This is a genomic window from Eubacterium sp. AF36-5BH (genome assembly GCF_003460505.1).
Lineage (GTDB): Bacteria > Bacillota > Clostridia > Lachnospirales > Lachnospiraceae > Eubacterium_G.
The window spans coordinates 23058-43581 of the sequence record NZ_QTVG01000004.1 but is presented as its reverse complement, the minus strand read 5'-3'; the positions used below and the strand labels follow the sequence as shown (position 1 = coordinate 43581).

Sequence of the window (20524 nt, the reverse complement as noted above, 5' to 3'; positions counted from 1 at the left end):
TTTGTCATACCCACTAATTCTATTATTTTATAGGTAGTTTGTCAATTATGTATTTAGTAAAATCGTGGAATTTTAGCTGAATTTATACCAATCTTTCCTGTATAAATTTTATTATATCTTCATGTTTGTATTAAACGAACCTATTTATCCAAATCAGAAATATATTCACCTTCCTCGCTAACAGATACACCTGCTTTTTTGATATACACATTGCCGTTTTTTATAATAAAAAATATCTTAAAACTCTCTGCATTCTCAGTCTTTTCTGATTTTGAGGAATTCTTTAACTTTCCACTAAAAGTTTCATTAATCCAAACTGTCTTTTTATTCCAGTCTGCTTCATCCCATAAACCTTCAGCTTCTTTTACGTCTAAGCCATCATATTCCTTATACATATCTTGTACATAATCATATAATTTCTTACCAGCCTCACTGTCTATAGCATTACTATCTATATTTCCCTTTATACATTCTGATACTATTTTTTCAATGTCGTGATAGCATTCCTGATGTCTATAGTCATTTATACAAAATATTGCCACTGTCATTAGGCATAAAATTATTATACCTATAAACATTCTTTTCTTAGACATAAAATGCCCCTTTCCTGTGTAATGTTATTTAAAAAATATTATCCCACTCTCTATCCGGATTATATTTGCTATTTTTCTGTTATTCTTCTTTTTTCTTATTTTATCAAAAAAGCCTCAAAAAACCTATCTTCCTAGATTTTTTGAAGCTTTTCTCAAAATCAACTGCCAGTGTTTATTCAAAGCGCCAAAGCCGCCATCCTCTGCCTGTTGATTCCTTTCTTTTGTTCTTCATTTTCAACCTAGCGCTCGCTAGTCATTTTCATTCTCTCTTTTACAATGCCCCCAATTAACACTACAAGAATCATCAAATACGCCCACACTAATATGTTGGATAATTTTTTGATTAACATAAAAATTATCAAGCTTATGCTATAGAAAAGAAGCGCTCTGTTTTTAAATACTTTTTTCTCGTTTTTAGATAATCTTCTATTATCATTTTCAACCGGACTAAATATCAATATTAATACTCCCAAAAATAATGCAATTAGTCCCTTAACAATTATCGGCAAGTATAACATTTTGTAACCAAGAATTATCAATGTAAACAAAATGGTGGACATTACGACACATCTTAGTAAAGTTTTCGCATGGTAGCCACCTGCATAAACTCTAATAGAAATAAAAGCGATTAATATAACCGCTCCCGGAATAAATTCTCTCATAAGAAAAGATATAACAACCATTCCCAATATTTCTGCCAATGTAATTAATCCATATTTTACGCCGAATGCGATTATGTCTGCGTCTTCCCTTTTAGCATCGCTATGCTGAATAATAAAATTAGTTAGCATGTTTGTCATTTTATCTATTTCCTTTGTAGTTCTTTTCATTTGTTACTTCATGGTAATTTTTAAATCTTACCAATTTAAATTTTCCTATTTAAATTTTCTAAGTTTTTCTGCTCCCTTTGGAAGTTCCGGCTGATGTAAAAAAGTAAAACAACCTGTTGTTGCAACACCAGATGTTACTGTAACAGCTACAGCAGCTAAAACATTTGCAAAGCCTTTTATGAATTTTTCCTTTTTCATAATGTTTTTCCTCCTTTCCTTTTTATGCCTTATACGATAGCACATTTTTGCCCCAAAAGTTCACTTTTGCGATAAACGGTAGTTTTTTTGGAATGAACGACACTTTTTTCTTGCAATTTAAGAAATTTTTCTTGTTTTTTCTCGAAATTTGTGGATTTATAAGTAGCATAAAAGGACTTCCTATCATATAGAAAAAGCTGCTTAAATTTTAGATAAAATAAAATTTAAGCAACTCTTTTTCTATTTTACAACTACTTTTACTTTAAAACTTGCTTTTGTTGTTCGTAAAGTAACTTTTACTTTTGCAGTTCCTTTTTTCACTGGTTTAAGTATTCCTTTTGAAGTTACTTTTACAACCTTAGGATTTGATGAACTATATTTTAAGATATTATTTTTTAATATCCCTGTCATACTACTTTTCAAACCTTTAACATAAGCTATTGTCTGTAATTTCTTGGACTTCTTTTTTAAAGTAATTTTTTTAGTTTTTGCTTTTATTTTCTTTATATATATAGCTTCGTAATCTTTTGTTTTCTTTTTGCTTGTTACAGTTGCCATTGCCACATAATTCTTTTTAAAAGATGTTATCTTTAAATATGATGGCATTACAACTTTTTTATAATTAAAATTGCTACCAAATGCGTCCTTTCCCACTTTCAAAACAGAATCTGGAACCTTTATCTTTCCGGTAACACTGTTTCCTTCAAATGCAAATGAATTAATGTATTTTAAATTTTCCGGCAATTTTATAGTTTCAAGTTTCGTATTTTGGAACGCTCCCACTCCTATGGTAATCAATTTTTTAGGAAACTTGATTTTTTTCATTGCAGTATCAGCAAATGCACTATCATCAATATATTTTAGACTTTTACTTAAGTTTACACTTTTTAAATTTGTGCAGTCACTAAAAGCCATCTCACAAATTCGTACAACTCCATTAGGCATTGATATCTCTTCTATATTCTTATTATTGGAAAAAGCACGTTCTCCAATTTCAATAACTTTCTTTCCATCAATTGCATCTGGAATCGTAACTTTTTTATCGCTTCCAATATATTTTGTTATAAATATTCCTTTAGTGCCCTCTGTATTCTTATCTATAGAATATTCAAAATTTTTATCTTTTAAACTAACACTTTCCGCGTTAACATTTAAACTAGACGTTACCATTAACATTATTGTCATAGCAAATATAACTAATTTATTTAAATTCTTCATAATATACTCCTTTCACTTTAACCATAACTTCTTATACTATTTTTACATTTTAAAATACATTTTTACTTACATAATAAATATATTGTATCCCCTGCCCTTTTTCATTATGATTACAAATTCCAAAATATACATTGTCCCCTTTTAATTGGAGTCCTTCTATTTCTGTATTTGTCTTTGCGACCAAATTGCTATTTGATATTCCAATCGCACTTGAAAATTTAGCTGTTTTACCAAGTTTTATAATATATTTATTTTTGCTATTTGCTCCATTTGCAATATATGTATTGTTCGCATCATTTAATTCCAATCCTTGCATCGAAGATGACTCTACATTTCCAAATACTTCATTCGCAGATGGCGTATACGATGCCAAACACTTTTCTTTCAACGAGCCACAAGATACATACATCTTATCACTATTATCTAACGCTTTATTTACGTCATTTAAATTATATCTTGCGAATTGCATTTTATTTTGAGTAGTTTTACACCAAACTAATAATGTTTTTTTATCACTTGATAAAGCTCCGTCACATCTTTTTGCTGTGCCTATAGCTGTTCCTTCTGTATTTGCTTTCGATAGTTGACATAGACGTTTAAAATGCATATAATCATATGTTTTTTTAGGTTCGTATTGTACTCTTGCAAGCTCTGTCGCCCAATAGTAAGCTCTACCATCCTCATTTGTATGTGCACCACCATCATCTTTACATGTCATCAAAAAATAGGGTTTATTTTTCCATTCAAAATATTGCAAAGTTTGGCAATGACCAAATTTTTTTAAAATCATTTTGTCTTTAAATGTTGCCTCTTTTTTGTCCGTAGAATATTCCATTCTAGATAAATATACTGTAGAGCCTGATTTCTGCACAATATACACATATGAAGATCCCATATAAAAAGTTTGTATAGGAAGAGACATTGCTTGCTCAATCTCAGGTTTGTTGGCATCTGGCTTTAATCCTTTCAATTTAATTCCAAGTTTTGCTTCAACTTTTTTTACTGATGAATATGTTGCAATTGCATTATTTGAGTCTTTACATGATATACCTTGAAACTCTAAGTATTTTTTATATGCTTCTTCACTTTCAAAGTCATCAACATCTCTTAAATAATCATTCTCTTTAGCCATTTCCTTTATTCTAGCTATTTTTTCTTCTGTTAATTGTTGCTCTGATGCATACCCTGCTACGCTACTTGTGACTAATACAGCCAAACTCATTCCCAATGCACCAAGTATCTTTGTAATTTTCTTTAGTTTTTTTCTCATTTCATACCTCCTTAAAAACTTATAATAAACACACTTTTATTCTAGCACACTTTTACTCTAAAAATTCACTTTTGCGATAAACGGTAGTTTTTTTGGAATGAACGACACTTTTTTCTGCATTTTATTGTTTTGTAACCCAAAAAAGCTGCTTAAATTTCCTAACAATAAAATTTAAGTAGCTTTTCAAAATAAAAACTTTTAAGGTTATCTTTTTACATGAAAATGCACATTTTTGTTTTGAACATATTTCCGTCCTGCTCTGCATCATATACACTTTCGTATTTATTCAAAATTTCTTTTATGTTTTTGATTCCATACCCATGATTTACTGTATCTTTTTTTGTTGTCTTTACGTTGTTCATATCCACTTTATTGTTTGTGGTATTATGTATCTCAATGTTTAATTTGTGTTTTCTATAGGTTATATAAATTTTTATGTACTTTTCTTCTGTTTGTTCTGCTGCCTCAATGCTGTTATCAAGGAGATTTCCCAGAATAATATTGAAATCATAAAATGATATGTCCAGTTTTTCCAGCAGTACAATTTCTGTGTCTACTTTTATGTCCTTTTCATACATTTCCTGAAGTTTGTAATTTAGTATGCTGTCAATTACTATATTTCCGGACTCTATATATTTGTTTGCCTGATTAAAGCCTGCATTAATTTCCTGCAAATACTTGTTAAGTTCCTCATAATTTTTACTTTCACTTAAAGTTTCCAGCATGGAAAAATGTTTCTTGAATTCATGTTTTAATGCTCTGATTTTTTCAACAGAATCATTCATTGTTTTCAACTGTTGTTCCTGATATTTTGTTTGTAACTCCAGCTCTCTACTTTTACTTTCTAACTTGTAATTTTTCGCCACCTCATCATATAAGTAGAAAACGAAAACATTTATAACAATCAAAATAATTACACAAGTTATAATTGCAACATCATTGTGTGTTATATTTCTACAAAATAGATAAAACATTACTATTGATGATATTGGTAGGAATATTGATATTATCCAATATACTGCTGAAATGTGTTCTCCGTCACGTATGTTGCTAAAGTTTCTCAACAACAATACTACAACAAGCTGAACGATTGGAAGACACACTGTTCCTGTTAATGAATAATACTCGTTCTGCTGGAACAATTCCGGTGTAAAAACGCCTACGCCAACTGACACTATACCTTCAGACAAACTCATTGTCGCCATAAATAGAAATACAGATGCTATTTGTTTCTTAACTGTTCCTTTATATGTAATAGCCGTTACGATAATTCCTAAAAAAGAGCATACTGTATTTAATACCGGAATATTAAATAGTAAATATGGAAAAGATATGAGACAATATGTTATAAAATATGCCACATAAGATTGTAGCCTGTTAGTTCTCTGTTCTTTGAAAAAACCTTTACATAATATATCTATTTCATATACCTGCAAAATTCCTGTTGCTAAAAAAATTATAGTTTCCATTATCTAAACGAATCCTCCTCGTACTTAGACCATATTTCTTTTATTTTTTGTACATATTTTCTGCCAACAGCTATAGTTTTTCCATTACTCAATATAAGATTTTTATTAACATAACGTTCTATATACTTTGCATTTACTGCATAGGATTTATGACACTTAACTATGTAATACTTGCCAAATTCATCTTCTATGTTCTTGATGCTTCCTCGAATTTGTGTCATCTTTCCATCATTAGTATATACATCCAGATTTTTCTCACAAGCCTCAATATAAATTATATCTCCAATGTATATACCCTTCTTCACACCGTTTTCATTGTACTTTAAAATTGCTCTATTGTTTCTATTTCTATCCACATATTTTTTCAAATCATTGAAAACCATTTCTTTTTCTATAGGTTTCAAGTGAAAATTCTGCGGTTCCAAATCAAATAGCTTTTCGCAATAAATATTTTTACCTGAAATAAATACTATACTTACTAAGCGTTCATCATATTTTTCTACAATAATTTTTCCTAAATCAATTCCTGTTTTTTTCGGTAATTCTATATCTAGAAATATCATGTCGAAAAAATATCCTGTTTTCATTTTTTCAATTAAAGTCTCTGCACTATAAAAAACGTCCACTGTTATATCGACACTTTCTATAGTTTTATATTCCTTCACCCATTTTTCTATTTTTGTACAACAACCTTTATCGTCATCACACACTACTATATGCATACAGATTCCTTTCTCCTGAACACTTTTTTACATTTATCCTTTTGTCTGTACAATTTTTCATATTATCTTCATTTTATCATTATTTATGAATCTTTTCGACCTTATTTTTCTAATATTTTAAAATGTTTATTGACTATCTACACTATTTTTTTGTATTTATCCTATGAGCTTTTTGCATAATTTGACATATTACTCCTTTTTTTTGTACAATTATCTAAGTTTATGTAACGTTTAATCAGATTCTTATAATTCTTTTCATATAATAATCTGTTTAAATATATTTTAATAATAATTTAGGAGGGGGATAACAATGGCAAAATTTTGTATCCACTGCGGTAAACCGCTAGAAGACGGCGAAGTGTGCAACTGCCAGGATAATGTAACAACTAATCCAAATGCACAAAACTCTAATAATGAAACTACAAACCCAAACACTTGCAACCCAGAATCTGACATTAATTCTGTAATTGCAGAGAACTCCATTGCTTCTGAAAATAATAATTCTTCAAGCAATGAAGATAAAAATCAGAATAGCAATTCACAGTCAGCAACTAATGAAAATGCAAACAGTAACTCCTCAGATACTAAAGCAACTTTCGAAGCTGGTAAAGCAAATGCTGTTTTTGAAAAGTTTAAATTCATCTTTTCAAAATTCACAAGTTTCTTTAAATCACCAACAGGTATTGCAAAAGAATTCGCAGATAAGAAAGATTCTACCTACGGCATCTTAATGATTTGCACAAATATAATCGTAACATTTCTTATGTTTTTTATACTTATTAGTGCAAGTGCAACAGCTTTATACCGTATACCTATTTTGGGTTCGCTTATAAGTAATTCTGCTTTTTCAGTCTCACTTATGTTTGCTTTAATATTTGCAGCTTACTATTTTGCATTGGCTGGTTTACTCGTTTTAACAACAAGTACATTCTTTAAAGGTTCGATGAAATTCAGCGATGCTGTTTCATTAGTAGGTGTTAATGCTTTTATTAATATTATCGTACTTGTGGTTTCAGTTATATTAATGATGATTATTCCGCTTTTGGGAATGTTAGTTTTATATGTCGGAATGATATATGCATCCTTAATGTTTATAATTAGCTATATTGATTTAGCTGATATTAGCTCTGACAAAAAAGGATATGCTTTATTAATTTCTTTTGTTTTAACTATTGTTGCCGTTGCGATTGTAGCTTCAATGGCTGCATCAATGGTAGGTTCATCTATTTCTAATAGTTTAGGCGGATATAGTAGCTATGATAATTATAGTGACTGGGATTTTTAATTGGAAAGGAACATTTTTCCTTTCGCACGAGTGTGCTTCCCTAGTGGAACGTTTTTTATATAATAAGAAATTCTAAAGGAATTTCTTATTATATAAAAAAAACAGCGGGCCACCCGTAGGTGAAACCCGCCTATTAGAAAGAGATTGTGAATTAGCAATCAGCCATTGTCTTCCCTTCGCCTGTAATTGAAGCAAAATCTGAATTGAATACATCGATTGCTGCATCAATTGCCTTATTCTTAATAAGGTTTTCAATAACTTCGCAACCAATTGTTGCTGCACCAATTCCGTATTTTGTAAGTTCAAGTACCTGCTGTGAGTTCTTAAAGCTTGCTGCAAGAACTTCACATGGAAGATTGTTATTTTCAAAAATATCCTGGATATCCATAGCAACCTGTACGCCATTATATCCAAAGTTATCTATTCTGTTAATGTAAGGTGCTGTGTATTTAGCTCCAGCCTTTGCAGCTAAGAATGCCTGCATTGGTGTGTAAATAGCAGTAGCTGTAATATTTACTCCCTGTGGTGCTAAAGTCTTCATAGCCTTTAAGCCCTGTGGAGTTGTAGGAATCTTTACAAATGTATTTTCTCCTAATTTTTCTCTAATAACGCCAGCTTCTTTAATCATTCCTTCAGCATCTTTTGATACTACCTGTACGTGAAGCTCGCCATCTTTTCCAACGATTTCTCTAAGTTCTGATAAAACTTCGTAAGGATTTCTTCCGCTTTTTGCAAGAATTGATGGGTTAGTTGTTACACCATCACATGGATATAAATCCCAAATTTCCTTAACCTTAGCTATGTTTGCATCATCAATAATAAATTTCATTTTGATACCTCCAAATTTTCTCTTTCTTTATTGTTTATTTAAATTAACACTATGTTAATTAGGTACATATTAATCTTTAATTTCAATTTTTATCTGTAATTTATTTTAGATATTGTGACCTTTGTCTTCTGCACTTACACTATATTTCTAAAATAAGATTTTTTACTCCATTATCTGTAGCAATTTTTCCAAATGCTCTCATTTGTTCATCGCTATATAACGGTGGGTTATCTTCAAAACAGAACTGCTTGTCAACCATATCATATTTCGCCTGCGCTAATGGATTGTAATTAAGTATCTCGTACTTAACATCAGGATAAATATCTGATATGAATCTTGCAATTCCTGCAATGTTTTCTTCACTGGTAGTCATTCCAGGAATCAAAGGTGTTCTTATAATTACATCCTTCGCTTTCTTTGAGGATAACAACCATTCTAAATTCTGTTTTATAAGTTCATTGTCCACACCGGTATATTTCTTATGGTCTGCTGAATCAATAATTTTCAAATCAGCAAAAACATAATCAATATACTTCATTGCTTCCTGATATATTCTTGTTGGTATATGAGAAGCAGTTTCAATTGTTGTAGCAATGTTCTTTTTCTTTAATTCTTTTAAAACTTCAATTGCAAACTCATGCTGGTATAAAGGTTCACCGCCTGAAAGAGTAACTCCGCCACCGTACTTAAAAAATGGTGCATCTTTGCTGGCCTCTTCTACAACTTCCTCTACTGTCATTTTCCTTGAATCCATTGTCAATGCAACTGCCGGACAACTATCAATTATATGTTCCCAATCTTCTTCCTTAGAAACATCTAACTTAATCTTGCCATCTTCTTCTGTTACACCACCATTTTCTGACAGGTGAACACAAGTCTTACAATGAATACACTTGTTTGGAAAATATAGTGGTCTTTGCTTTATGGAAATGCCTTCCGGATTCTGACACCATACACAATTAAGAGTACACCCTTTTAAAAAAATTGTAGTTCGTATTCCATTACCATCATGTGTTGAAAATCTTTTAAAATCAAAAACATATCCTTTCATATGACTCATTCCTTCCAAACACTTTTATGTTATCTCCGGTGGTTCAACCACCGGAGTTTTTTTTAGATATCGTTATAACTTGTTCTTGCAATAATTTCGTCCTGTAATTCTCCTGCAAGTTCTACGAAATATGCTGTATAACCTGCAACACGAACTGTTAAGTTTCTATACTGTTCAGGATTCTTCTTAGCTGCTAACAAGTCTTCTTTATTAACTACGTTGAACTGAATATGTGGAATTTCTAAATCTACAAATGTTCTAAGCATCTTAGCAAACTTATCAATTCCGTTCTCTGTCTTAAAGAATTCAGGTAAAAACTTCATATTAAGAAGTCCACCGTTTGTTGTCCAATTCTTATCAAGTCTTGATACTGATTTAAGAACTGCTGTAGGGCCATGTTCGTCACGACCATATACCGGTGACATACCACCATCTGCTAATGGTGTTCCTGAATATCTTCCATCAGGAGATGCACCAACATTTTCACCCATAGGTACATGCGCAGAAACTGTATACATTCCTGTATGATATTTTCCACCACGATAGTTTTTGAAATTCCCAATTCTTTCTCTGAAATATCCTGCCCATTTTGCTCCTAATTCATCAACCCATTCTACGTCATTTCCGTATTTTGGAACTTTGTTAAGAAGCATTGTTCTAAGGATTTCATCGTCTTTATAGTTTGTCTGAAGAGCTTTTAACAATCTTTCCTTGCTAACTTTTCCTTCATCATATACTAACTGTTTAATTGCTGCAAAACTATCTGCAAGGTTTGCAATCTGAATCATCTGAATGCCTGATAAGTTGTATTTTGCTCCACCTTTTGTTACATCCATTCCCTTATCCATACAGTTTTTGATTACTGATGATAAGAAAGGTGTTGGAAGAAGATCCATGTGAGCCTGTTCAACCTGTTCACATGCGAGAATCATCTTATCCATAAAGTAATCGATGTTCTCCTTGAACGCTTTCTCTAAATCTTCAAATGTATCAAATGTTGTTAAGTTACCTCTGTCAGGTGCTAACTGTTTTCCTGTTATTAAGCACTTACCATTATTTAATGTAAGTTCTAATGCCTTGTTTAAGTTAAACATTGCTGCGTCAGACCAGCCTAAGTTATCTCCCTGTGTTGTAAGTTCTACACAACCAACAATTGCATAATTTCTGGCATCCTTTTCTTCAACGCCTAAATTTTCAATCATTGCTGGAACGATAGCCTTGTCATTAAAGAACTGTGGCATACCACTTCCTAAAGAAACAACTTTAATTGCCTGTTTCAATAATTTATCACTTGTCTTTTCACACAATCTTACTGAAAGGTTAGGTTGTGGAAGACCAATGTGCTCCTGTGCCTTTAAGAATAAATATGATAATTCATTTTCAAAAGCTTCTCCGTTTTCATCCTGACCACCAACTGCAATATTAAATCCAATTGGGAAGCCTGCGAAGAACTTGGCACTGTTTTTATTTCTCATATAAACAATCTCATTGAACTTAAGCCATAAGCTTTCGATAATTTCAAGTATTGACTGATTGTCCGCGATTCCTGCATCAATATCATGCTTATAATATGGATACATAAAAGTATCGGCTCTTCCCGGTGAGAAAGATGATGCATTTGATTCCATCTGTAAAATAACGAATAAGAACCATAACGCCTGAGCTGCTTCATGAAATGTTTCTGCCGGTCTCTTTGAAATGTTATCGCAAATCTTTGCAACACTTCTCATGTTATCAGCCCATTCAGGATTTTCATCAGCCTGCTCGTTTAAAAGGTCACGATATCTCTGTATAAAATTAATTGTTCCTTCCATAACAGTTACAACACTCTTATAGAAAAGTTTCTTATCTTCGTCTGTTTCCTTTGCATAATGTTCTTCAGCCTCAGCCTTTAATCCAGCCGGCCCTTTCTTTAACCAACCTTCACAGTCAGGGTTAATATGTCCCTGTGCATGGTCTTTCTGGTTAATCTTAACAACCTTTGCAATTTCATCAATTTCTTCACCATATCTTGATCTGAGAACATCCTCTAATGATTTCCCCTGCCAATATGGATAAATAACATCTCTAAAATATTTAATGTCATCTTCATTTACGTTAAATTTGTCCTGTGGTCTTGTTGGAAGAGTTTCGAATTCCTTATCTACCCATGTGCTACCGCTCTCTGGGAATACTACTCCATATCTAACTCCTGCTGTTCTATTTCCAACAATTAATTCTTCTGGTTCAACGCTTATGTTTATTTTCTCAAGAGCATTCTTAAGTGAATATGCTCTCTGCATAATTCTTGGTTCTCCCTCATGCTCTTTGTATGTGTCTGTAATAATTTTTGCCTGCTCTATTGAAGCATATCTAGGAAGAGATAACATTCTATTCTTCAATGTTTCAATTCTATCTGTTTTGATTAAATCACTCATAGTTCCACCTCCTATTTGATAATTTAATTGTACATCCCTGTTTAACCTAAGTCAACGATTTTTTATTGTTTTTTATTACTTTTTATTGTTTTTTATTGTTTCTAGTTGAAAAAAGTCCCATTTTTTATACATTTATTATGTTTTGTATGGAAAATATGTATTTTTTTCCATCATATACTTTTTTATTTTTATTTTTTTCCGCTCTTATCTTATAGTCAATATTATACAAAAATCTACATTGTTTTAAAAGAAAAACGCCACATTAATTAATCTGATTTTTTCACTAAATCAAATTCATTAATGCAACGTCTTATCTTAATTTGTAGTTGTAGTTTTCCTAATACAAAACTGTTACTTTCTTGTCTGCCAAATGCTTTTGTACTTCTTCACTTGGTTCTTCATCTAAAATAATTCCTTCAAATTCATCTATTGAAGAATATCTGTAATTACCTTCTCTTGCAAACTTAGTGTTTTCCATCAGCATATAGCATTTCTCACTATTTTCCATAATGACTTTTTTGGTTAATGCATCGTCTGTTGTATATGTGTAAACTTTGTTTCTCTTAATGTCTACACCTACAACTCCCATGAATGCCTTGTCAAAACTGAATTCGCCAATTTGTTTATTAGTATATGAACCAATAAAGCCATCACGTCCCCTGTTCATTTTACCACCTACGAAAACTAAATTGGTATCTAAAGATGCTGTAAAACTAAGCATTACATCAATCATGTTAGTTGCAACAGTAACATCAAGGTTAGCTTCAACAATTAACTTAATCAACTCTATATTAATAGTTGAGATATCTAAGAAAATAAAATCTCCTTCTTCTATTAACTCAAATGCTTTTTTTGCAATTTTCTTTTTTTCCTCAACGTTTTTTCCTTTACGTTGAGAAACATAGAGTTCATGAGTATTGACTCTGTTTCTTACTGCTCCACCGTATGTTTTCTTAAGCAGTTCTTTCTTTTCTAATAATGATAAATCTTTTCTAATACTATCTTCAGTGACTTCGAACATTTCACTTAATTCTTTTACTAAGACAGAACCATTAGCATTCACCATCTCTACAATTTTATTTTGTCTTTCCCTAGCTAGCATAATTTCCTCCTTAGTATTGATAGCTCTATTTTCATTTATTTTTCAGTATTTGTCAAATACTCTTTTATTGTTTCTCCAACACCACCATCTTCATTAGAAAGTTTTGTTACATGCTTTGCCGCTTCTTTTGCAAGTTCGTTTCCTGATACCATAGCGTAGGACTCTTCGGCTTCTGTCAACATTGTTACATCATTTCCTGAATCACCGAATGCCATTACATTCTTCATGTCTACACCAATCTCGTCACAAAGGAACTTAAGTGCTTTTCCCTTGTCTGCACCAACTGCTGTAATTTCAACATTTCCCTTAAAGCCGGCTGTTATAACTATATCTGTTACTTTTTCTAAATCCTTATATAAATCTTCAATACATTCTTCGGGTGTGTAATCCACATTAAACTTTTCAACATTAGTGTTTCTAACAACATCCATTGGATCATCATACATTTCCATTTTTGTTTTATAATAATCCATGAATTCATTTGGTAATGAACATTTTCTGAAATTATCATATGTATATTGGCTTATAAACCCCTTTTTATCAGCATAAATTTCATATACTAATGGATATTTATTAAAAATATTTACAATTTCTTCTACTTTTTCCTTATCTAAATAGCAGCTTGTCATCACACTGTTGTCTTTTAAATCTACAACTGCCGCACCATTTGAAATTACAGCATAGTCAATACAACCTAATTTTTCGATTTCACCTGCTGCCAAACTTAGTGAACGACCTGTACTGATAACGTTAATAATTCCTTTTTCCTTGGCCATATTCATTGCTTCTATGTTTACCTTTGGAATTACCATATGGTCTGCCCCTACTAAAGTTCCATCTACATCTGTTGCAATAAGTTTAATGTCCATCTTATCCTCCTGCCTATTGTGTATATTATCATATCCTGCAATGTTGGTTATTTAATGTAACATGTAGTTTATGCTACTCCTAACACAAAGCACACATTAATTTAGCACGTAATTTCATAGTATAAAAAATAACTTCCTGCAGTTATGAACCATTACTCATATTAGCATATTTACCTTATAAATACAAAAATCCTCCAAAGCGCATGCACCTTCAATTAACTATCTGGTACACGCGCCGGGGGAGTTTATGCTATGCTAACTTTATTTTAAAATATCTAAAACCTCTTCTTCAGTATTGCACTGCATTACCTTGTCAGCTAATGCCTTGCATTCTTCTACTGTACAATTTGAAATCGTCTTTCTTGTCTTTAATACGCTTGTTGCGCTTACACTAAACTCATCAAGACCAAATGCAAGTAGTAATGGAATTAACTTAGGATCTGCTGCTGCTTCACCACACATACCTACCATAATGCCTTCCTTCTTACCACATTCAATGATTCTCTTAATTGAACGAAGTACAGCTGGCTGGTATGTTGAGTAAAGATATGCAACCTTAGCATTTCCTCTGTCAACTGCCATTGTATAACCTGTTAAATCATTAGTTCCAATACTAAAGAATGCTGCTTCTTTTGCTAAGATATCAGCAATCATACATGCTGCTGAAGTTTCCATCATAACACCAATCTCAAGATTCTTGTTATATGCAATTCCTTCACCATCAAGTTCTTTCATAATATCAGCAACCATTGCCTTAACGCTACGAAGCTCGTCCACACAAGTTACTAATGGAACCATTATTTTAATCTTTCCAAATGCACTTGCTCTTACTAAAGCTCTAAGCTGTGCCTTATATAAATCAGTTCTCTGTAAACAATAACGAATAGCTCTAAATCCTAAAAATGGATTTTCCTCTTCTTCTAATCCTAAATAAGGAATAGCCTTGTCACCACCAATATCTAACGTTCTGATGATTACCGGTTTACCCTTCATTGTTTCAGCTACTGACTTGTAAGCTTCAAACTGTTCCTCTTCTGTTGGAACGCTGTCTCTATCCATAAATAAGAATTCAGTTCTGAATAAACCAATTCCTTCGCCATCACATTCAACAGCTTTCTTTGCATCTTCTGGTTTTCCAATGTTGCAAACTAATTCAACCTTTGTACCATCCTTTGTTACTGATGGTTTTCCGGCATACTCTGCAAGTAAAGCTTTTTCTTTCTTGTAATCAGCTAATTTCTGTTCATATTCTTTTACAGTATCCTCATCAGGATTTACAATTGCTTCTCCACTTGTACCGTCTATCGCAACTACGTCACCATTTTTAACAATACTGCAAATACCTTCGATACTAAGTACGGCTGGAATTTCCATTGCTCTTGCAAGAATTGCTGAATGTGACGTTCTACCACCTACTTCTGTTAAAATTCCTGCAATATTATCAGGGTTAATTCCTGCTGTCATTGATGGTGTTAAATCTCTGGCAACCAAAACAGTATTTGCTGGTACCTGTGATATATCGACTTCTTCAATACCTAGAAGAATTTTGATCATTCTTGTTTTAATGTCTCTAAAATCTGTTGCTCTTTGCTGAAGTAATTCATCAGGAATCTGTGCAAACATTTCTGCTGTCTGCTCTAAAACCTGGTCTACAGCCATTTCTGCTGTAATCTTTTCAGCTACTAAAAGAGTAGAAATCTGCTCCTCAATCATAGGATCCCGAAGCATCTGGATATGTCCTCTAAGAATATCTGCATCTTTTTTGCCAACTGTAACATCCATTTTTTCTGCCATCTGATTTGTAATTTCTACAAACTTCTCAATGGCATCCTGAAGACGTTTAATTTCGTTATCAGTATCTGTTACTTTCTTATTTTCAATGTTAATTTCATGTTCTTCAATTATAACAACTTTTCCGATTCCGATTCCCTCAGAACCTGCAATACCCTTGTACATAATCTTACCTCTCATTCACCAAAATTCTGGCTTTCTAATTCAACAACTTTTGCCATTGCTTCTTCTTCGTCAGCTCCATCACATTCGAAAGTTACTTCTGCACCTTTCTTAATGCAAGCTGAAATAATATTAATAAGACTCTTTGCGTTGATTCTCTTATCTCCAAATACGATTGTAACATCACATGCGAATTTTCCCATTTCCTTTGCTACAACTCCTGCTGGTCTCATGTGTAATCCTTCCGGATTGTTTACTGTTAATGTTCTACTTACCATTTTCATTTCCTCCTAATTTAAAAATCTCTCTCTTTTTTCTTTAATAATTCATATATGTTAATTGCTTATGCAATAATTTTCTACTTTAATTAATCGTTCCTATATCATTATTAAAGTCTTTCATGTGCTTTATATTTTATAAGGCAGGCAATAACTACCTGCCTTATATCATTTCTATGATTATAAATGCCTATAATCGATCAAGTAATAACGCTTCATAGAAGCAGGGTTTTGGCTAATCCTTTATAAACTTTATTTATGCATTAAGCATTGAAATCATTTTAGCTACAATAGCATCTGCCTGCTTAATTGCTGGGCTGATTCCAATTTTTACTTTCTTAAGGTTGTCAAATCTTTCAACGTTCTTAATAGGCATATCTGTTGTAAGAATAACAGCATCTGCTGATTCTACATCTGCCTTTGTAATCTGATTTTCAATTCCGATTGAACCCTGTGTTTCAACCTTGCATTCAACTCCTGCTTTTTCACATGCCTGCTGAATTGCTTCAGCTGCCATATAAGTATGTGCTACCCCTGATGGGCAAGCTGTAACTGCTAAAAATTTCATATCTAATCACTCTCTTTCATACAATAATTTAATTTTTTTAATTTATGAGAACCACTAAAAAGTGGTTCTCATTTAGTATTCATTTGTAATTCAAAAACTTTATCTTATTCGAATGAGATATCAACATCTCCCATATCTTCTGGTTCTGGAGCTACATAATCTTTCTTAAGTAATGCACAAAGAAGTACATAAACTGCAACACCAATTAAGATACAAATAATGTAAAGTGGCCAACCAGCTAAGAAGCTTTCACCCTGAATAACAGGAGCTACGATCAAACCACCCCAGCAAGCTGACATCTTAGCACCAACTCCAAGGAATCCTGCGATACCACCGGCAATTGCTGATGAAATCATGTTAATAGGAATCATTCTTGCAGGATCTGCTGCTGTATATGAAATAGCACCTTCTGTGATACCACAGAAGCCCATTGCTATAGCACCGATACCTGCATTCTGTTCTTCTTTTGAGAACTTCTTCTTTAAAAGTAATGATGCAACACCACATCCAATTGGAGGTACACAAATAGCAATACCAACTGGAGCTGCAAATGTATAGATGCCTGTACCTACAAATGCTACCATTAAGATTGAGTAAGCAACTTTATTTACAGGACCACCAAGGTCTGTTGCAATCATAAGTGATGCTAATGCACTGATACCTGCAAGTGCTAAGTTTCCATGATCTCCGTGAGCCATGTTTCTCATAACATCTTCTAACCATGTCATGAATGCTGCAATAGGTGTTCCGAATGCAAACATTATAATACCAACTGCCAATACACCAATTACTGGAATGATGATAATTGACTTAAGCGACTGCATTGACTTAGGAAGTGGAATCTTCTTTAAGTAATGAGCAATAATACCACCAAGTAAACCAGCAATAGCTGCTCCGATAAATCCTGCTGAAGCTGTTGTAACAGCGCCATCAGCAAAACCTGTAGGAATGTTTAATGCCATAAATCCACCTGCCATACCAACTGCAATACCAGGTCTGTCAGCGATTGAAAATGCAATGTATGCTGCAAATACAGGACACATTAATCCAAGAGCATCAACTCCGATTGTCCATAACCAGTAAGGAATTCCTGAACCCCATCCTGGAGCTGCTCCTTCACCTGTTAATAAAACGGCAATAGCCATTAAAATACCACCACCAACAACAACTGGTATCATGTAAGATACACCATTCATAAGATGTGTTTTAGTGTGTTTTAAAATATCAACTAATTCTTTCATAACTTTTCTCCTATCATGTAATCTTTTACCTATTTAGGTTTTAAACTGCACCTATAAGATTAATAACCTCATCGGCTGTTTTTGCATTAGCAAGCTGTTCTCTAAAGTCATCATGCATAACTTTTCTAAACAAACCAGCTAAAATTTCAAGATGTCTGTCACCCTGTCCTGGTGATGGAACACCTATCTGGAATACCATATCAACTTCTTCTGAATCATCCCACTTCATTGGTTTAGCAAGACGAACAAATGCAAGTGATGGTTCCTTAACATGTACTGACTTTGAATGAGGTGTAGCAACTGAGAAACCTACTGCTGTGCTTGAGCTTGCCTCTCTAGCCAAAACGTCCGCTACATATCCTTCCTTGTCAATAAGTCTGTCATCCTTGTCCATTGCATCAGCTATAAGTCTGATTACCTCTTCAGCACTATTAGCTTCAACATCGAACATTACGATTGCTTCGTTCATAAGTTCTTTAGCCAAAATTTTGTCCTCCTTCTCTTTAAGTTATCACCTCTGTGTGATTTTATTCTAGCTACATATTTATTTTTTTTCAATTGTCGCAAAAAAAGAAAATTGCACTAAAGTTAGTGCAATTTTCAATAAGCTTTTTATCCACTGGGATTGAAACATTTTTAATTTTCTTATATTTTTTACTCCCAATGCAATTCTTCTTTAAGATTTTGCTCCATTTTTTGAACATTGTCTAATTTTTTGAACTTCTCAAGTTTCTCTTCCGAACCGACAATTCTTGCAAAATCTGAGAAAAATGCCTTTGTTGTTTTTATGTTATTGAAGTTTAATGCAAGTAAAAACATAACGTTTACCATTTTCCCACCCCAATTAAGTGGATGCTTTAAACTAATAACATATACTTTTGGCTTAACAACATTTTCCGGTATTCCATGAGGAATTGCTACGCCGTTACCAATTGCAGTAGGCTCAATGTTTTCTCTTTTTAGAACATCATTGTAAAACTCTTTAGTAACATATCCCTCGTTTACTAATTGTTTACAGGCTGCTTTTAAGACAAAATCTCTATCGACCTTCTCCTCAACGTAAAGAATATGATCTTTGTCTATCATATCCGTAAAATTATCTTTTTCAAGCTTCGGATGTGACAGAGTCTCAAAGCAAGCATCCTTTATATTTTTCTCGTCAGTTTTACTTACAATTGGTGAAATATAAACAACTTTGTCATTGTATTTGAAGTTTGGAAGCATTGATAATACAATATCAAACTCATAATCGTCAATACAATCTATTTTGCCTGATGAAAGTATGGCTACAATCTTAATATCAGATATTTTACTTTCTATTTTCCTGGCGACAATATTTGCTGCTGCAATACCGCTTGTTCCAATTAAAACAGCTTTCACATTTTTAACATTTCTGTGCAAAGCACCACCTAAATATAAGGCAATAAATGATATTTCATGATCTGTAGGTATGGATTTACTGTATTCCTCATAGAATTTTCCTAATGTAAAACATGTGGCGAAAATTCCCGAATACATTTCCCTTATATCTGATAAGAACGGATTCTTAACTTCGATTCCATAAGCTGTTCTAACAATTGATGCCGGTATAAAACCTTCCAAACTTGTCCTTAATAATTCATTGTCTAAAAGATTTATATTCAAAATTTCTGAAAGATATTCCAGCATTTCCTCGCAGATTTCTTTATTTTTTTCTTCAAATTCTGAAATCATATGGACTTTATTTGCATTTTCCACAGTTTGCACTGCTGCTGAAGCAAATAAAATATCAATATACTGCTTCTCATATTCGTTTAGATTTACTTTTCCTAGCTGTTCAAAATATTCCACAACCATATTTACAAGACTCTCATTTCTATTAAATGTTTCAGGAATATAAATGTCCTCAGTTATTACATTTCCCATTCTTGTTCTGAACAACTGAATAGACAAATATTCTGCCAACATTCTAAAACTATAGTCCGTATATGCCACGTCAAACTTTTCTTCTACCGCATGAATAACTTCTATTGATTTTTCAAAATTATCTTTTCCAAAGTTATTTATCCAAAGTTCCTCTTCTTCTATGTTCATTCGGTAATCGTAAGTTTCCTCTATTACCTTGCTTCCGATTGCGTATGTGCAGCATGTTTTCATGGCTTTTCTAATGGAAAATTCATCTCCTGTTATAAAAACACCATGTCCTGCCACTCTGTTAATTTTGATTCCGTATTTTTTTAATTCTTTTGATATGGAATTAATGTCGTCACCAATCATTTTTTTGCTGACATTTAATTCCTCTGAAAATAATGATAACGTATATGTGTCCCAGCCACTTAAAAGAATATACATAATATATCCCATTCTCTGACGTTTAGACATTACGATTTTCTTGTCTCTCTTTAATTCATTAATCTGACTGATTTGCTCGTCTGTAAAATTAGCAACAAAACCTATGCCCGGCTTTCTTTCTAATATCATCTTGTGTTCTTCGCAAAAATCAGACACTTCCTTAATGTAAGTTTTTACACTTCTTTCTGACACCCCTAGATATAATGCAAGAGTCTTTGATGTAATCGGCACACGATTGTTATCTATTAACTTTTCAATTATCTGAAGTCCTCTTTCTGATAACATATATTCCCCAACTTT

General features: G+C 32.6%; 19 protein-coding genes and 1 other annotated feature (1 of these 20 running past the window's edge). Of the genes, 1 reads left to right on the top strand and 18 read right to left on the bottom strand.

The genetic code is table 11. The features are described from left to right. Window positions 1-5: a binding site (T-box leader), on the bottom strand; it reaches 270 nt to the left of the window's first position. A 135-nt stretch (window positions 6-140) separates the two neighbouring features. From DW006_RS04635 to DW006_RS04605, 7 genes are all read right to left on the bottom strand, one after another. After that, entirely contained in the window at window positions 141-593 is a 453-nt protein-coding gene (locus DW006_RS04635) for a hypothetical protein (protein ID WP_117999258.1), read from the bottom strand. A gap of 239 nt (window positions 594-832) precedes the next feature. Then, on the bottom strand, window positions 833-1423 hold the full coding sequence (locus DW006_RS04630; RefSeq protein WP_117999257.1) for an accessory gene regulator B family protein: 591 nt from the start codon (window positions 1421-1423) through the stop codon (window positions 833-835). 45 nt (window positions 1424-1468) lie between these two features. Next, entirely contained in the window at window positions 1469-1621 is a 153-nt protein-coding gene (locus DW006_RS04625; protein ID WP_117999256.1) for a cyclic lactone autoinducer peptide, read from the bottom strand. A 240-nt stretch (window positions 1622-1861) separates the two neighbouring features. Continuing rightward, window positions 1862-2839, bottom strand: a complete 978-nt coding sequence (locus DW006_RS04620; protein ID WP_117999255.1) for a leucine-rich repeat domain-containing protein — start codon at window positions 2837-2839, stop codon at window positions 1862-1864. A 49-nt stretch (window positions 2840-2888) separates the two neighbouring features. After that, window positions 2889-4109 carry a helveticin J family class III bacteriocin gene (locus DW006_RS04615; protein WP_117999254.1) on the bottom strand — a complete coding sequence of 407 codons (1221 nt, stop codon included), beginning with the start codon at window positions 4107-4109 and terminating at the stop codon, window positions 2889-2891. Window positions 4110-4321: 212 nt separating this feature from the next. Beyond that, a complete protein-coding gene (locus tag DW006_RS04610; protein WP_117999253.1) occupies window positions 4322-5578 on the bottom strand; it encodes a sensor histidine kinase in 1257 nt (418 codons plus the stop codon). Continuing rightward, on the bottom strand, window positions 5578-6300 hold the full coding sequence (locus DW006_RS04605) for a LytTR family DNA-binding domain-containing protein (protein WP_117999252.1): 723 nt from the start codon (window positions 6298-6300) through the stop codon (window positions 5578-5580). The genes DW006_RS04610 and DW006_RS04605 overlap by 1 nt, the downstream gene beginning before the upstream one ends. 310 nt (window positions 6301-6610) lie before the next feature. On the opposite strand from DW006_RS04605, the gene DW006_RS04600 reads away from it, so the two are divergent. Beyond that, window positions 6611-7585: a Yip1 family protein gene (locus tag DW006_RS04600; RefSeq protein WP_117999251.1), complete on the top strand. Its 975-nt coding sequence runs from the start codon at window positions 6611-6613 to the stop codon at window positions 7583-7585. Between the two features lie 151 nt (window positions 7586-7736). Here the strand turns inward: DW006_RS04600 and DW006_RS04595 are convergent, their stop codons facing one another. From DW006_RS04595 to DW006_RS04545, 11 genes are all read right to left on the bottom strand, one after another. After that, complete coding sequence (locus tag DW006_RS04595; RefSeq protein ID WP_022165973.1) at window positions 7737-8414, bottom strand: transaldolase family protein; 678 nt, start codon at window positions 8412-8414, stop codon at window positions 7737-7739. A 139-nt stretch (window positions 8415-8553) separates the two neighbouring features. Continuing rightward, on the bottom strand, window positions 8554-9465 hold the full coding sequence (locus DW006_RS04590) for a glycyl-radical enzyme activating protein (RefSeq protein ID WP_117999250.1): 912 nt from the start codon (window positions 9463-9465) through the stop codon (window positions 8554-8556). A 62-nt stretch (window positions 9466-9527) separates the two neighbouring features. Continuing rightward, a complete protein-coding gene (locus DW006_RS04585) occupies window positions 9528-11882 on the bottom strand; it encodes a formate C-acetyltransferase/glycerol dehydratase family glycyl radical enzyme (protein WP_117999249.1) in 2355 nt (784 codons plus the stop codon). Between the two features lie 337 nt (window positions 11883-12219). Continuing rightward, window positions 12220-12984 carry a DeoR/GlpR family DNA-binding transcription regulator gene (locus DW006_RS04580; protein ID WP_117999248.1) on the bottom strand — a complete coding sequence of 255 codons (765 nt, stop codon included), beginning with the start codon at window positions 12982-12984 and terminating at the stop codon, window positions 12220-12222. 35 nt (window positions 12985-13019) lie between these two features. Further along, complete coding sequence (locus DW006_RS04575; protein ID WP_117999247.1) at window positions 13020-13853, bottom strand: HAD family hydrolase; 834 nt, start codon at window positions 13851-13853, stop codon at window positions 13020-13022. 261 nt (window positions 13854-14114) lie between these two features. Continuing rightward, a complete protein-coding gene (gene ptsP / locus DW006_RS04570; RefSeq protein WP_117999246.1) occupies window positions 14115-15809 on the bottom strand; it encodes a phosphoenolpyruvate--protein phosphotransferase in 1695 nt (564 codons plus the stop codon). An 11-nt stretch (window positions 15810-15820) separates the two neighbouring features. Continuing rightward, window positions 15821-16084: an HPr family phosphocarrier protein gene (locus tag DW006_RS04565; protein ID WP_022165979.1), complete on the bottom strand. Its 264-nt coding sequence runs from the start codon at window positions 16082-16084 to the stop codon at window positions 15821-15823. Between the two features lie 256 nt (window positions 16085-16340). After that, window positions 16341-16652 carry a PTS fructose-like transporter subunit IIB gene (locus DW006_RS04560; protein ID WP_022165980.1) on the bottom strand — a complete coding sequence of 104 codons (312 nt, stop codon included), beginning with the start codon at window positions 16650-16652 and terminating at the stop codon, window positions 16341-16343. A 104-nt stretch (window positions 16653-16756) separates the two neighbouring features. Continuing rightward, the gene (locus tag DW006_RS04555; RefSeq protein WP_117999245.1) at window positions 16757-17893 is read right to left on the bottom strand and encodes a fructose-specific PTS transporter subunit EIIC; all 1137 of its coding nucleotides are present in this window, start codon (window positions 17891-17893) and stop codon (window positions 16757-16759) included. Window positions 17894-17933: 40 nt separating this feature from the next. After that, complete coding sequence (locus DW006_RS04550) at window positions 17934-18377, bottom strand: PTS sugar transporter subunit IIA (protein ID WP_022165982.1); 444 nt, start codon at window positions 18375-18377, stop codon at window positions 17934-17936. Between the two features lie 170 nt (window positions 18378-18547). Further along, complete coding sequence (locus tag DW006_RS04545; RefSeq protein ID WP_117999244.1) at window positions 18548-20509, bottom strand: PTS sugar transporter subunit IIA; 1962 nt, start codon at window positions 20507-20509, stop codon at window positions 18548-18550. Between the last annotated feature and the right edge of the window lie 15 nt (window positions 20510-20524).